Here is a 14794-nt window from a genome sequence, read left to right on the forward strand (position 1 = left end):
GAGCCGGCCGCTGGATTCCGGTGCGGTCCACGAGAGCTCGTACCGACCGCGCCATTCTAACGAGCGAGAGCGATCCACGACGCGTTCCTCGGATGCGGAAACTCGGAGGTTGCCTCTGGGCCTTGCCAAAGATCTATTGTCGATATATCGTCGACTCGTCAATCGATACGAAGGAGTACGACATGAACTACGCATTCGAAGGATTCGCACACGAATTCGGACGTCGCGCAGGCGCACGTCGACACATGCGAGGAGCACCGTTCGAGATGTGGGTCGCGCAGAGTGACGATCACGGTCCGTCGGACGATCACGGTCCGCGAGAGCGAGGCCGCGGAAAGAGAGGGCACAGCGAACGCAGTCGGCATGCCGGTGGCCCGTTCGGACGAGGACGAGAGGGCATGCGCCCCGGCTTCGGCCCCGGCGGTTTCGGACCCAATGCAGATTTCGGTCGAGGCCGGGGTCGGGGAGGGCGAGGGCGACGCGGGGACGTGCGTGCTGCAATCCTCCTCTTGCTCGAGGAACGTCCGATGCACGGATACGAACTGATCCAGCAGATCGCCGAGAAGAGCAACGGCACCTGGAAGCCGAGCCCGGGCTCCATCTATCCGGCCCTGTCGCAACTCGAAGACGAGGGTCTGGTCCTCATCGACAAGGTGGCCGGTCGAAAGACGGCTGCGTTGACCGACGAGGGGCGAACACACACGGAGAATCATCGAGTCGACCTGGGCAGCCCATGGGACGACGTGGCCGAGTCCGTCGGTGTCGACGCCAGGGATCTTCGGGCGCTCATCGGTCAATTGATGGGCGCCGCCGGTCAGGTAGCCGGAGTCGGCACACCGAAACAGGTGGAACAGGCAGCCGAGATTCTCACCGAGGCACGCAGGTCGCTGTATCGGATCCTCGCCGACGACGGTCCGGCCGATCGCGATCCCGACGACACGGTCGACGCCCCCGACGCGACGTGATCGACAGGTGCGGAATCGTCCGCAGCGCTCGCGACTCCCTAGGATGAACACCCGAGATCCTTTCGTCCATCCCAGGGAGTTGCTCGAGTGCGCGTCGTCTTTGCCGGTACACCGGAGCCTGCAGTCCCGTCGCTGCGGCGACTGCTGGAGTCCGAACGCCACGAGGTGATCGCGGTGGTGACCCGGCCCGACGCCGCTGCAGGCAGGGGTCGCAAGACGATGCGGTCACCGGTCGGGCAGCTGGCCGACGAGCACGGAATCCCGGTGTTCACACCCGCGAAGCCCTCGGATCCGGATTTCGTCTCACAGCTCACCCAACTCGCACCCGACGTGTGTCCGGTCGTCGCATACGGTGCACTGCTGCCGCAGCCGGTGCTCGATATCCCTCGCTTCGGCTGGATCAACCTGCACTTCTCGCTGCTGCCCGCGTGGCGAGGTGCCGCACCGGTGCAGGCGGCCATCGCCGCAGGTGACGAGATCACCGGTGCCTCCACCTTCCTGCTCGACGCGGGAATGGACACCGGGCCGGTATTGGGCGTCGTCACCGAGCGGGTACGCGCAACCGATACGACAGGGGACCTGCTCACCCGACTGGCATCGAGTGGAGCAGACCTACTCGCTGCCACCCTCGACGCAATCGAGGACGGGACGGCATCCGCGCACCCGCAGCCCGAGGACGGAATCTCCTACGCGAGCAAGGTGAGCGTCGACGCCGCCCGCATCGATTGGACTCGATCTGCAGCTTTCGTCGACCGGCACATCAGATCGGTCACCCCCGCACCGGGCGCATGGACGACGATCGGTGAACTCCGCGTCAAGATAGCCCCGACGACGCGCTCCGAGGACACGTTGGCCCCGGGCGAGATAGCGGTGCGCAAGTCCGGCGTGCACATCGGAACCGGCACGACCGCAGTCGTTCTCGGCGATGTTCAACCGCAGGGCAAGAAGCTCATGAAAGCACTCGACTGGGCGCGAGGCGCTCGGCTGGACGATACGGCGGTAGCGCGATGACAGAACCCGACAGGCCTCGAAAGCGCGAGTCGAGTCCAGCCCGAAAGACCACCAAGAAGTCGCCCGGTGCGCGCGGTCCGAAGGGAAACCGACCCCCGCAGGGTGCAGGACCCCGTGCCGTCGACGCGATCGACCCGGCCCGACGTGCCGCCCGGGACGTCCTCAAGGCCGTGCGTGAACGGGATGCGTACGCCAACCTGGTGCTCCCCGGACTGCTGCGCGAGCGCAAGTTGGATTCGCGCGACGCCGCGCTGGCCACCGAACTCGCCTACGGTGCGTCCCGAGCGCGTGGCGTGCTCGACGCGGTGATCGCCCATGCCGCCGGTCGGCCCGCCGCCGAGATCGACGGGCCGCTGCTCGACATTCTGCGGCTCGGCTCCTACCAACTGCTCCGCACCCGGGTGGCACCCCACGCGGCCGTAGCCACGTCGGTGGACCTGGCTCGGTCCGAATTCGGTACCGGCAAGGCAGGTTTCGTCAACGCGGTGCTGCGGCGCGTGTCCGAGCGTACGGCCGAGCAGTGGGTGGACGAGCTCGCACCCGAGGCGGCGGTCGATCCCGTCGGCCACCTCGCGTTCGAGTACGCCCACCCCAAGTGGATCGCACAGGCCTTCGCCGACGCACTCGGGGCGGACGCCGGTGAACTCGCCGCCGTCCTCGAGGCCGACGACGCGCGTCCCTCGGTACACCTGGTGGCCCGGCCCGGCGAGATCTCCGCGGAAGAGCTGGCGCTGATCACCGGGGGAGAAGAAGGTCCCTATTCGCCGTACGCCGTGCACCTCGACGGCGGAGATCCCGGCAAGATCGACGCCGTCCGTGACGGCCTGGCCGGAGTGCAGGACGAGGGCAGTCAACTCGTCGGCCGGGCGCTCACCCTCGCGCCGCTGATGGGCGAGGACGGGGGCCGGTGGCTGGACCTGTGCGCCGGACCGGGCGGTAAAGCTGCCCTGCTCGGGGCCATCGCCGAAATCGACGGAGCCACGGTCGACGCCGTCGAACCGACACCGCACCGAGCCGATCTGGTGTCCAAGACGACCAAGGACCTTCCGGTGACGGTGCACACCGTCGACGGTCGAACGTCCGGACTCGACCGCGGCTACGACCGAGTGCTCGTCGATGCGCCGTGCACCGGGCTCGGTGCCCTGCGCCGCAGGCCCGAGGCCCGGTGGCGTCGTCGACCCTCCGATGTGGCGGCATTGGTGACACTGCAGAAAGAACTGCTGGCAGCGGCGATCGACCTGGTACGCCCGGGCGGAGTGGTGCTGTATTCGACGTGTTCTCCGCACCTGTCCGAAACCACCGCCGTCGTCGCCGACGCGGTCCGCCGCTACGGCGTCGAACAGCTCGACACCCGTGAGCTCGTGCCAGGAGTGCCGCAACTCGGCGACGGTACGTCCGTGCAACTGTGGCCGCACCGGCACGGTACGGACGCGATGTTCATGGCGGCGCTACGCAAACCGATGTGACTTCGAAGGCGGCAGAATCAGCTGCCCGCCAGGAACGTCTCGGCGACGTTCTTCGGGGCGTGGACGAGCCACCCGTCGATCAGCAGTTCCCGTAGTTCGTCGTCGTCGGTGTTGTCGAGATCCACCAGAACGGCTGCGAACCCGTCGAAATGCGAGATTGTGAAGCACGCCCGCGGGTGTGCGGCCAGGATGGCTTCCTTCTCGTGGAGGTCGGCGGTGCGGACGGCGAGGATCGGCCCGCTGGGCGGAATCTCGCTGCCGAACCGCTTCAGATCGGCTTTGCTGAACGGGCGGACCCACGCGAACACGTTCTTGCCCACCGACCACGCCGGGTGGCCGTACCGGACACTCTCGGTGACCTCGGGAAGCTCGGCGATCACCGCCGTCACGGAATCCATGGTGGTCATGGGCGAACGATACCGGCTCGGCTAGGCTCGTCAATCGTGGTTTCCCCGATGATTGCCCCCTCGATCCTGTCCGCAGACTTCGCGCGTCTGGCTGCCGAAGCCGATGCCGTGTCCGGAGCCGACTGGCTGCACGTCGACGTCATGGACGCGCACTTCGTACCCAACCTCACGCTGGGGCTTCCGGTCGTGGAGAGTCTGCTGAAGGCGACCAACATCCCCCTCGACTGCCACCTGATGATCGAGGACCCGGCCCGCTGGGCCCCGCCGTACGCCGAGGCAGGCGCGTACAACGTCACCTTCCACGCCGAGGCGACCGACGACCCGTCCGCGGTCGCACGCGACATCCGGGCAGCGGGAGCCAAAGCAGGCCTATCCGTCAAACCGGGAACACCGATCGAGCCGTACCTCGAGATCCTGCGCGACTTCGACACGTTACTGGTGATGAGCGTCGAACCGGGCTTCGGCGGACAGTCGTTCATGCCCGAGGTGCTGTCCAAGGCGAAAGCCGTTCGGGCACTCGTCGATTCCGGTGACCTCAGACTTGTGGTGGAGATCGACGGCGGCATCAACTCCGACACGATCGAGCAGGCCGCAGAGGCCGGAATCGACTGTTTCGTGGCCGGATCGGCCGTCTACAACACCGCCGACCCCGCAGCCGCCGTGCGCGACCTGCGCGACCGAGCTGCCCGCGCTTCACACCACCTGTCGTAATGAACGGCCAGGGCGCAGCAATGTCCATCGCGGACGCCATGGCCCTCGCCGTCGAGGCATCCGAGTCCGCCCGGGGGATCAGCAGTCCCAACCCTGCCGTCGGCGCGGTGATTCTCGACGCCGGTGGCGTCGTCGTCGGCATCGGCTCGACACGTCCGCCCGGCGGTCCGCACGCCGAGATCGTCGCGCTGGCCGAGGCCGGTGACCGAGCTCGCGGCGGCACCGCGGTGGTGACTCTCGAACCCTGCAATCACACGGGCCGCACCGGTCCGTGCTCACAGGCCCTGATCGACGCGGGCATCGTCGCGGTGGTGCATGCCGTCGCCGATCCGAATCCGCTCGCGTCGGGCGGCGGAACGGCCCTACGTGCGGCCGGCGTTCGCGTCGAACAGGGGATGGGCGAGACCGAGGTGCGGCAGGGGCCACTGCGAGCCTGGTTGCACAAGCAACGCACCGGGCGACCGCACGTGACCTGGAAGTACGCTGCCACCCTCGACGGACGTAGCGCCGCCGCGGACGGCACGAGCCAGTGGATCACCGGACCCCAGGCCCGGGCGCACGTCCACAACGAGCGCGCCAAGCTCGACGCCATCGTCGTCGGAACCGGCACCGTACTGGCCGACGACCCACGACTGACCGCGCGACGTCCCGACGGGACCCTTGCGCCCCATCAACCCGTGCGCGTCGTCGTCGGATCGAGGCCGATACCGTCGACCGCGGCAATCCGTGGTTCCGACGCACCCACGGTGTTCCTCGACACACACGACCCAGCGGCCGTGATCGACGCCCTGAACGAGCACACCGACATCCAGATCGAAGGCGGTCCGACGCTGGCCGGAGCATTCCTCGCCGCGGGCCTGGTGGACCGCGTCGTGGCGTACGTCGCACCGGCGGTGTTGGGCAGCGGACCCGCAGCGGTGGAGAATGCGGGCATCGGAACAATTGCCGACGCAATTCGGTTCCGCACGGAGACAGTCACCATGATCGGCAACGACATTCTGATCGGCGTCGTGCCCGAAGGAGCGAAGTAGATGTTCACCGGAATTGTCGAAGAGCTCGGCGAGATCGTCGCCAAGGACGAACTGCCCGACGCCGCGCGGTTCACCGTTCGGGGCCCGGTGGTGACCTCGGATGCAGGCCACGGCGACTCCATCGCGGTGAACGGGGTCTGCCTGACCGTCGTCGAGGTGCTGCCCGACGGCGGATTCACCGCCGACGTCATGCAGGAGACGCTGAACCGCTCGAGCCTCGGTGCTCTCGACGTGGGCAGCCGCGTCAACCTCGAGCGCGCAGCCGCGCTCGGCAGCCGTCTCGGCGGGCACCTCGTGCAGGGCCATGTCGACGGCACCGGGAAGATCATCGGCCGGTCCCCGTCCGAGAACTGGACCGTCGTGCGCATCGCACTGCCCACCTCGGTCGCGCGGTACGTCGTCGAGAAGGGCTCGATCACCGTCGACGGCGTCTCGCTCACCGTCTCCGGCCTCGGCGTCGACGACGGAGCGCACTGGTTCGAGATCTCCCTGATCCCCACCACCCTCGACCTGACCACTCTCGGCACGGCCGAGGTCGGATCGCCGGTCAACCTCGAAGTCGACGTCATCGCCAAGTACGTGGAGCGGCTGCAGACGATCGACGCACAGTAAGTACTGTTGACGTGCACGCAGTCGATGGTGCATCGGAGAATTTCCAGGGCGCTGAGCCAGGCCCGAGACGTATGGAGCACACCGTGGTGACCAGGTTCGACAGTATCGAGCGCGCAGTTGCGGACATCGCTGCGGGCAAAGCAGTGGTGGTCGTCGACGACGAGGACCGCGAGAACGAAGGCGACCTCATCTTCGCCGCCGAGAAGGCCACCCCGGAACTGGTCGCCTTCATGGTCCGCTACACCTCCGGCTACCTCTGCGTTCCGCTCTCCGGTGAGGACTGCGACCGCCTCGGCCTGCCGCCGATGTTCGCCACCAATCAGGACAAGCACGGCACCGCCTACACCGTCACCGTCGACGCCCGCGAGGGCATCGGCACCGGAATCTCGGCCTCCGACCGTGCGGCCACGATGCGGCTGCTCGCCGACCCCGACACCGGGGCCAACGACTTCACCCGTCCCGGCCACGTCGTACCCCTGCGCGCCAAGGACGGCGGAGTGCTGCGTCGCCCCGGCCACACCGAGGCTGCCGTCGACCTCGCGCGCATGGCGGACCTACGGCCTGCGGGCGTCATCTGCGAAATCGTCAGTCAGAAGGACGAGGGCGCGATGGCCCAGACCGACGAGCTGCGCGTCTTCGCCGACGAACACGACCTCGCCCTCATCTCCATCGCCGACCTCATCGCATGGCGCCGCAAGCACGAGAAGCATGTCGTCCGCGTCGCCGACGCCCGAATCCCCACCAGCCACGGCACTTTCCGAGCCGTCGGCTATCAGAGCATCTACGACGAGGTCGAACACGTCGCGCTCGTTCGCGGTGACATCGCAGGCCCCGACGGAGACGGCAACGACGTGCTCGTTCGAGTGCACTCCGAATGCCTCACCGGCGACGTGTTCGGATCACTGCGCTGCGACTGCGGACCACAGCTCGACGCGGCCCTGGAAATGGTCGCCGCCGAGGAGCGCGGCATCGTGCTGTACATGCGCGGACACGAGGGGCGCGGCATCGGTCTGCTGCACAAACTCCAGGCATACCAACTCCAGGACGCAGGCTCCGACACCGTCGACGCCAACCTGCAGCTCGGACTCCCCGCCGACTCCCGCGACTACGGGATCGGTGCCCAGATCCTCGTCGACCTCGGCGTGTCCTCGATGCGGCTGCTGACCAACAATCCCGCCAAGCGGGTGGGCCTCGACGGCTACGGCCTGCACGTCACCGAGCGGGTGCCGATGCCGCTGCGCGCAAACGCGGAGAACCTCACCTATCTGCGCACCAAACGCGACCGGATGGGCCACGACCTCACCGGGCTCGACGAGTACGAAACCGGTCATTCCGCAGGCTCCACTCCCGCCCACGAAAATGGGACCACCTCATGAGCGGCGAAGGCGAACCCACCCTGCAGCTGGCAGGCGCGAGTGACCTCAAGCTGGCGATCGTCGCCGGTCAGTGGCACCAGAAGATCTCCCAGGCGCTGCTCGACGGTGCACTCCGCAAAGCCGAGTCGGCGGGGATCGCAGACGTCACGGTCATCCGTGTGGCCGGAGCCATCGAACTGCCCGTCGTGGCGCAGGAACTGGCCCGCAATCACGACGCCGTCGTTGCTCTCGGTGTCGTCATTCGCGGGGGCACACCGCATTTCGAGTACGTGTGCGACGCCGTGACGGCCGGTCTGACGCGAGTCTCGCTCGACGAGGGCACTCCGGTCACCAACGGCGTGCTCACCACCAACGACGAGCAGCAGGCGCTCGATCGCGCCGGACTGCCCGGTTCGTTCGAGGACAAGGGCGCTCAGGCCACGGCGGCCGCGATCGACACAGCCCTCACCCTCAAGCACCTACGCCAGCCATGGACGAATCAGGAGTTCACGTGACCGGCAGCGCACCGTCCGCCGAGTGGGACATGGAAGTGAAGTCGCGCAAATCGGCTCGGTACGCCATCGCGACGGCGGTACTGCTCGTGGTGGCGCACTCCACCGTCGCCGTCCTGCTGCGAGTGTCGCCGACCGGTGTGTACTTCAGAACCGCCGACCAACTGGCGATGGCGGGAATCGGACTTCTTCTGGGAGGCCTGGCGCTCGTGCTGACGCGCCCGCGCATTCGCGTCGGGCCTGCGGGTGTCGCAGTACGGAACCTGTTGTCGGAGCGTCTCATCGAATGGGATCTGGTGCGTGGTCTGTCCTTCCCCGACGGCGCGATGTGGGCCAGGGTCGACATTCCCGACGACGAGTTCATCAACGTGATGGCCATCCAGTCCAACGATCGTGACCATGCGGTGTCGGCGGTACGAAAGTTCCGCACCCTCGAACGCAAATACGCGCCCGCTCAGGTCGATCAGGACTGACGTCGTTCCTCCGCACCACAGCTGAGCTGCGGATGCGGAGAACGTCGGACCCGACGGCTAACGTGGATGCCGTGTCCGACCCCGCTACCTACCGCCCGGCCACCGGAACCATCCCGGTGGAGCCGGGGGTGTACAAATTTCGAGATCCGCACGGTCGCGTCGTCTACGTGGGAAAGGCCAAAAGCCTCCGCAGTCGGCTCAATTCCTACTTCGCAGACATAGCGTCTCTGCATCCACGTACTCGTCAGATGGTCACCACCGCGGCATCGGTGGAGTGGACCGTGGTGACCACCGAAGTCGAGGCCCTGCAGCTCGAGTACAACTGGATCAAGGAATTCGATCCACGGTTCAACGTCCGCTACCGCGACGACAAGAGCTACCCGATGCTCGCGGTGACGATGAACGAGGAATACCCGCGGTTGTTCGTCTACCGCGGACCCAGACGCAAGGGCGTGCGGTATTTCGGCCCCTACGCGCACGCGTGGGCCATTCGCGAGACGCTGGATCTCCTGCTGCGAGTATTTCCCGCGCGCACGTGCTCGACCGGAGTGTTCAAGCGCCACAATCAGATCGGCAGGCCCTGCCTGTTGGGGTACATCGACAAGTGCTCGGCACCGTGCGTCGGCCGGGTCAGTGCCGACGAGCATCGCCGCACCGTCGAGGACTTCTGCGACTTCCTGGCCGGAAAGACGGACAAGCTGGTTCGTCAGCTCGAGAAGAAGATGCAGGCTGCATCCGAGGACCTGGATTTCGAGACCGCCGCGCGTCTTCGAGACGACGTCGGTGCGCTGCGTCGAGCATTGGAGAAGCAGGCGGTGGTGCTCGGCGACGGCACCGACGCCGATCTCGTCGCCTTCGCCACCGATGCCCTGGAAGCTGCCGTTCAGGTCTTCCATGTCCGAGGCGGCCGTGTACGAGGGCAACGCGGCTGGGTGGTGGAGAAGGCAGGCGAGGTGATCGAACGCCAGGACGAGGCCGATCTCCCCGCTCTGGTCGAACAGTTTCTGACGCAGTTCTACGGCGAGCAGGCTGCCCTGTCCGCACAGGCACCGGGCGGCGACGACGGTGGTTCCAATGCAGTCCCGAGGGAAGTGCTGGTTCCGGTCCTGCCGGACAACGCCGACGAGGTACAGGTCTGGCTCAGTGAACTCCGGGGCTCGAACGTGACCCTGCGTGTTCCCCAACGCGGCGACAAGAAGGCGTTGGCCGAGACCGTCGAACGCAACGCCAAGGAGGCCCTGCAGCAGCACAAACTCAAGCGCGCAGGCGACTTCACGTCGAGATCGGCTGCGCTGCAAGGCATCCAGGAGGCGCTCGATCTCGATTCCGCACCGCTGCGCATCGAGTGCATCGACATCTCCCACGTACAGGGAACCGACGTGGTCGCCTCGCTCGTCGTCTTCGAGGACGGATTGCCCCGCAAGAGCGACTACCGCCACTACGCGATCAAGGAAGCGGCAGGCGACGGGCACTCCGACGACGTGGCGAGTATCGCCGAGGTGACTCGTCGCCGATTCCTGCGGCACTCCGCGGACGGTTCGGCCGAGGGGACCGGGGGCGATCTGGCCCCCGAAGCGGCGCTGGATCCGCAGACCGGACGACCGCGAAAATTCGCGTATCCACCCAACCTCTTCGTCGTCGACGGTGGTGCCCCTCAGGTGGCCGCTGCCGCGGCGGTACTGGACGAGCTCGGCGTGACCGATGTTGCGGTGGTCGGCCTGGCGAAGCGGCTCGAGGAGGTATGGGTTCCGGGGGAGGAGGATCCGGTCATCCTGCCGCGCACGAGCGAGTCGCTCTACCTGCTGCAGCGGGTTCGCGACGAAGCGCACCGGTTCGCGATCACGTTCCATCGCAGCAAGCGATCACGGCGGATGACGGCGTCGGCTCTCGATTCGGTCCGCGGACTCGGCGAGTCACGTCGAACGGCGCTGGTGGCACACTTCGGTTCGGTTGCCAACCTCAAGCGTGCGACGGTCGCGGAGATCGTCGAGGTTCCCGGGATCGGAGAGACCACGGCCAAGTCGGTGCTGGCCGCGCTGGGTTCCGACACGGACGACGCCGATGTAGGCGATGATGGCAGCGCAACTGCAACGACATCGGGCGAGAACACGGCGGAACATGCGATCGCACCGCGTGTGGAATCGGCGGGACAGGCTTCGTAGTGAGCGAACACCAGACACAGAGACATCCACCGTCCGAAGAGCACCTCGAACAGTCCTCCGAGGGGGAGTCGCGGCACGACGAGATCGAGGTGGCGTTGGTCACCGGGGTGTCCGGCGCCGGATTGCGCACTGCGGCCAAAATTCTCGAGGATCTCGGCTGGTACGTCGCCGACAACCTGCCGCCGGAGCTCATCTCCAAGATGGTCGATCTCGGGCTCGAGTCCCAGCCCAGAATCGAGCGCCTGGCACTGGTGATGGACGTTCGAAGCCGCCTGTTCACCGGCGATCTGGGCTGGGTCGTGAAAGAACTCGACTCCAAGGGCGTACGCAACAGAGTGCTCTTCCTCGACGCGTCCGACGCCGTGCTGATCCGTCGATTCGAGTCCAACCGGCGCAGCCATCCTCTGCAGAACGACGGCCAGGACGGAACGTTGACCGAGGGCATCACCGCCGAACGGCTGCGACTCGCCCAGGTCAAGGCAGCTGCGGATCTGACCGTGGACACCACATCCCTGTCGGTGCACCAGTTGCGGCGCAAGATCGAGACGGTGTTCGGCGACGCCGACACCACCGGCGTCGGCGTCACCGTGCAGTCGTTCGGATTCAAGTACGGCCTGCCGATGGACGCCGACCTGGTGTGCGACGTGCGCTTTCTGCCCAATCCACACTGGGTGCCCGAGCTGCGCGAACACACCGGCCAGGACGCGGACGTCCGCGATTACGTGCTGGGGCAGGACGGGGCACGCGACTACCTGCAGACATACACGCACCTGCTGAATTTGACGATCGAGGGATACGTGCGGGAAGGCAAGAGATACATGACGGTGGCCGTTGGTTGCACCGGAGGAAAGCACCGAAGTGTCGCGATGACCGAAGCACTGGCCGCAATTCTCGCCGATCAGGGCGATGTGTCGGTGCGCGTGCTGCATCGGGATCTGGGTCGCGAATGAGCGAGTTCGACACCGAAGTACCGGTATCCGGCCCGAAGATCGTCGCGCTCGGAGGCGGCCACGGCCTGTACGCCACGCTGTCGGCGGCCCGGTTGCTCGGTCACGACGTCACCGCCGTCGTCACGGTCGCCGACGACGGGGGATCCTCGGGGCGTCTGCGCGCCGAGCTCGGCGTCATTCCGCCCGGGGACCTGCGTATGGCACTGGCCGCGCTGGCACGCTCGGACGAGAGAACGCAACTCTGGACCGATGTCCTGCAGCACCGCTTCGGTGGCACGGGCGCTCTGGCCGGACATTCTGTGGGCAACCTCATCCTGGCCGGCCTGACCGAGGTGCTGGGCGACCCGATCGCCGCACTGGACGAGATGGTGCGGATGCTCGGAATCGAAGGACGAGTGCTTCCGATGTCGCCGATCGCACTCGACATCGAGGCCGACGTCTCCGGTCTCGAGGACGACCCACGCGTGAGCCGTGTCATTCGCGGACAGGTGGCAGTGGCGACGACTCCGGGCAAGGTCCGCCGCGTCCGACTGCTTCCACCCGAACCGCCCGCCTCCGCGGATGCGCTCGCTGCGATCGAGAAGGCCGACCTCGTGGTGCTCGGACCGGGATCGTGGTTCTCCAGCGTCATCCCACACGTGCTGGTGCCGGATCAGCTCGCCGCGCTGGCTCGCACGAGCGCGCCGAAAGTACTGGTGTTGAACCTGGCACCCGAACTGGGGGAGACCACCGGATTCTCCGCCGAGCGCCATGTCCACGTACTCTCCCAACACGCACCGGATTTGGGAATCGACTACGTGTTGGTCGATTCCGCCTCGGTCCCGGAAGGCAGCAACCGCGAGCACGTGGCGCGGGCGGCAGCCCGGCTCGGTGCCGAGGTCGTCTACGTCGACGTTGCCGAAAACGGCACCCACGCACATCATTACGGCAAGCTTGCTGCGGCTCTCGGCTCCATCGTGTCGTCCACCGACGGCACCGTACCGACTGCCGCACGCAGAGAGGGGATCACTTCGTGGCCATGACAGCGGAGGTCAAGGACGAGCTGAGCAGGCTCACCGTCAGTCAGGTCAGTTGCCGCAAGGCCGAGGTGTCCGCACTGCTGCGATTCGCAGGCGGACTGCACATCGTGGCGGGCCGGGTGGTGGTCGAGGCCGAGGTGGACCTCGGGTCCATTGCGAGACGGCTGCGTCGGGAGATCTTCGAGCTGTACGGCTACTCCTCCGACGTGCACATGCTCGGAGCAGGCGGGCTCCGCAAGACCTCTCGCTACGTGGTGCGCGTCGCCAAGGACGGCGAGGCGCTGGCGCGGCAGACCGGCCTGTTGGACCTACGCGGCCGCCCGGTTCGCGGCCTGCCCGCGCAGGTCGTCGGCGGCACGATGGGGGACTCCGAGGCAGCATGGCGTGGGGCATTCCTGGCGCACGGTTCACTCACCGAACCCGGTCGATCGTCGGCCCTGGAGATCAGCTGCCCGGGCCCCGAAGCAGCGCTCGCGCTCGTCGGAGCCGCTCGACGTCTCGGCGTCGCCGCCAAGGCACGCGAGGTCCGCGGCACGGATCGAGTGGTCGTCCGCGACGGCGAGGCGATCGGGGCACTGCTCACGCGGATGGGCGCACAGGACACCCGGTTGATCTGGGAAGAACGACGCATGCGACGCGAGGTCAGGGCCACCGCGAACCGGCTCGCCAACTTCGACGACGCCAACCTGCGCCGCTCGGCCAGGGCCGCCGTGGCCGCCGCAGCGCGTGTCGAGCGGGCCCTGCACATTCTCGGCGACGACGTGCCGGATCATCTGGCCGCGGCGGGCTCGCTCCGAGTCCAGCATCGGCAGGCGTCTCTGGAGGAACTGGGCCAGTTGGCCGACCCACCGATGACCAAGGACGCTGTGGCAGGCCGAATCCGACGTCTGCTGTCCATGGCCGACCGCAAGGCGAAGGAAACCGGAATTCCGGACACCGAGTCGGCGGTCACCGCCGAACTGCTCGACGAGGCGTGATCGGCTCGATCGCGTGATGCGCGCGCTCTGCCTGCGCGCACACTAGGGTGGGAACCGCGTGTGGCACCCCGCACGCAGGAACAATCAGACATCTGTTTTCACAACTTTTAGGAGCGAACAGTGACGATCCGGGTAGGCGTCAACGGCTTCGGCCGCATCGGGCGTAACTTCTTCAGGGCTGTCGATGCGCAGAAGGCGCTCGGTACCACCGACATCGAAATCGTTGCTGTCAACGACCTGACCGACAACGCATCGCTCGCACACCTGCTCAAGTACGACTCGATCCTGGGCCGCTTGCCGCACGACGTTTCGCTCGAGGGCGAGGACACCATCGTCGTCGGTGGCCAGAAGATCAAGGCGCTGTCGCTGCGCGAGGGCCCGTCCGCACTTCCGTGGGGTGACCTGGGCGTCGACGTCGTCGTCGAGTCCACCGGCATCTTCACCGACGCTGCGAAGGCACAGGGCCACATCGACGCCGGTGCCAAGAAGGTCATCATCTCCGCGCCTGCCAAGGGCGAGGACATCACCATCGTGATGGGCGTCAACGACGACAAGTACGACGGCAGCCAGAACATCATCTCCAACGCGTCGTGCACCACCAACTGCCTCGGCCCCATCGCCAAGGTTCTCGACGACGAGTTCGGCATCGTCTCGGGTCTGATGACCACGATTCACGCGTACACGCAGGATCAGAACCTGCAGGACGGCCCGCACAGCGATCTGCGTCGCGCCCGCGCCGCAGCGCTGAACGTCGTGCCGACCGGCACCGGTGCAGCCAAGGCCATCGGCCTGGTTCTCCCGCAGCTGCTCGGCAAGCTCGACGGCTACGCGCTTCGGGTTCCGATCCCCACCGGCTCGGTCACCGACCTGACCGCACTGCTGAAGAAGTCGGCTTCCGCCGAGGACATCAACGCTGCGATGAAGGCCGCTGCCGAGGGCCCGCTGAAGGGCATCCTCAAGTACAACACCGATCCCATCGTGTCCTCGGACATCGTCACCGACCCGCACTCGTCGATCTTCGACGCGCCGCTGACGAAGGTCATCGACGACCAGGTCAAGATCGTCTCCTGGTACGACAACGAGTGGGGCTACTCCAACCGCCTCGCCGACCTCATCGGTCTCGTCGGCAAGTCCCTCTGACAC

15 protein-coding genes are annotated in these 14794 nt (G+C 66.8%); 14 read left to right on the forward strand and 1 reads right to left on the reverse strand.

Annotated elements, in window-relative coordinates:
* Positions 1-245: 245 nt before the first annotated feature.
* From ABZ677_RS14545 to ABZ677_RS14555, 3 genes are all read left to right on the forward strand, one after another.
* On the forward strand, positions 246-965 hold the full coding sequence (locus ABZ677_RS14545) for a PadR family transcriptional regulator (protein WP_358370623.1): 720 nt from the start codon (positions 246-248) through the stop codon (positions 963-965).
* Positions 966-1052: 87 nt separating this feature from the next.
* Complete coding sequence (gene fmt, locus ABZ677_RS14550) at positions 1053-1976, forward strand: methionyl-tRNA formyltransferase (RefSeq protein WP_358370427.1); 924 nt, start codon at positions 1053-1055, stop codon at positions 1974-1976.
* Complete coding sequence (locus tag ABZ677_RS14555) at positions 1973-3442, forward strand: transcription antitermination factor NusB (RefSeq protein WP_358370430.1); 1470 nt, start codon at positions 1973-1975, stop codon at positions 3440-3442. The genes fmt and ABZ677_RS14555 overlap by 4 nt, the downstream gene beginning before the upstream one ends.
* 17 nt (positions 3443-3459) lie before the next feature.
* Here the strand turns inward: ABZ677_RS14555 and ABZ677_RS14560 are convergent, their stop codons facing one another.
* Positions 3460-3849 (reverse strand): MmcQ/YjbR family DNA-binding protein, encoded by a 390-nt coding sequence (locus ABZ677_RS14560; RefSeq protein ID WP_358370433.1) that lies wholly within the window; start codon positions 3847-3849, stop codon positions 3460-3462.
* Positions 3850-3885: 36 nt separating this feature from the next.
* On the opposite strand from ABZ677_RS14560, the gene rpe reads away from it, so the two are divergent.
* The 11 genes from rpe to gap all read left to right on the forward strand — a co-directional run bounded on the left by rpe (position 3886) and on the right by gap (position 14791).
* The gene (gene rpe, locus ABZ677_RS14565) at positions 3886-4560 is read left to right on the forward strand and encodes a ribulose-phosphate 3-epimerase (protein WP_094634368.1); all 675 of its coding nucleotides are present in this window, start codon (positions 3886-3888) and stop codon (positions 4558-4560) included.
* 20 nt (positions 4561-4580) lie between these two features.
* On the forward strand, positions 4581-5591 hold the full coding sequence (gene ribD / locus ABZ677_RS14570; protein WP_094649917.1) for a bifunctional diaminohydroxyphosphoribosylaminopyrimidine deaminase/5-amino-6-(5-phosphoribosylamino)uracil reductase RibD: 1011 nt from the start codon (positions 4581-4583) through the stop codon (positions 5589-5591).
* Positions 5592-6203: a riboflavin synthase gene (locus ABZ677_RS14575; RefSeq protein ID WP_037189383.1), complete on the forward strand. Its 612-nt coding sequence runs from the start codon at positions 5592-5594 to the stop codon at positions 6201-6203.
* 86 nt (positions 6204-6289) lie between these two features.
* Complete coding sequence (locus ABZ677_RS14580) at positions 6290-7579, forward strand: bifunctional 3,4-dihydroxy-2-butanone-4-phosphate synthase/GTP cyclohydrolase II (protein WP_358370437.1); 1290 nt, start codon at positions 6290-6292, stop codon at positions 7577-7579.
* A complete protein-coding gene (gene ribH / locus ABZ677_RS14585) occupies positions 7576-8073 on the forward strand; it encodes a 6,7-dimethyl-8-ribityllumazine synthase (RefSeq protein ID WP_037189382.1) in 498 nt (165 codons plus the stop codon). The genes ABZ677_RS14580 and ribH overlap by 4 nt, the downstream gene beginning before the upstream one ends.
* Positions 8074-8102: 29 nt before the next feature.
* Positions 8103-8543: a PH domain-containing protein gene (locus ABZ677_RS14590; protein WP_037190047.1), complete on the forward strand. Its 441-nt coding sequence runs from the start codon at positions 8103-8105 to the stop codon at positions 8541-8543.
* A gap of 71 nt (positions 8544-8614) precedes the next feature.
* Entirely contained in the window at positions 8615-10705 is a 2091-nt protein-coding gene (uvrC, locus tag ABZ677_RS14595) for an excinuclease ABC subunit UvrC (RefSeq protein ID WP_037190046.1), read from the forward strand.
* An 83-nt stretch (positions 10706-10788) separates the two neighbouring features.
* Positions 10789-11655 carry an RNase adapter RapZ gene (rapZ, locus tag ABZ677_RS14600; protein WP_037190045.1) on the forward strand — a complete coding sequence of 289 codons (867 nt, stop codon included), beginning with the start codon at positions 10789-10791 and terminating at the stop codon, positions 11653-11655.
* Positions 11652-12677, forward strand: a complete 1026-nt coding sequence (gene yvcK, locus ABZ677_RS14605) for a uridine diphosphate-N-acetylglucosamine-binding protein YvcK (protein WP_094741969.1) — start codon at positions 11652-11654, stop codon at positions 12675-12677. Before rapZ ends, yvcK begins: the two co-directional genes overlap by 4 nt.
* The gene (whiA, locus tag ABZ677_RS14610) at positions 12668-13651 is read left to right on the forward strand and encodes a DNA-binding protein WhiA (protein WP_358370442.1); all 984 of its coding nucleotides are present in this window, start codon (positions 12668-12670) and stop codon (positions 13649-13651) included. The genes yvcK and whiA overlap by 10 nt, the downstream gene beginning before the upstream one ends.
* Before the next feature lie 120 nt (positions 13652-13771).
* Positions 13772-14791, forward strand: coding sequence for a type I glyceraldehyde-3-phosphate dehydrogenase (gene gap, locus ABZ677_RS14615; RefSeq protein WP_037189380.1), 1020 nt, complete (start codon positions 13772-13774; stop codon positions 14789-14791).
* The last annotated feature ends 3 nt before the right edge of the window (positions 14792-14794 follow it).

Origin of the sequence: Rhodococcus sp. NPDC006774 (assembly GCF_040636045.1) — a bacterium.
In the GTDB taxonomy this organism is placed as follows: domain Bacteria; phylum Actinomycetota; class Actinomycetes; order Mycobacteriales; family Mycobacteriaceae; genus Rhodococcoides.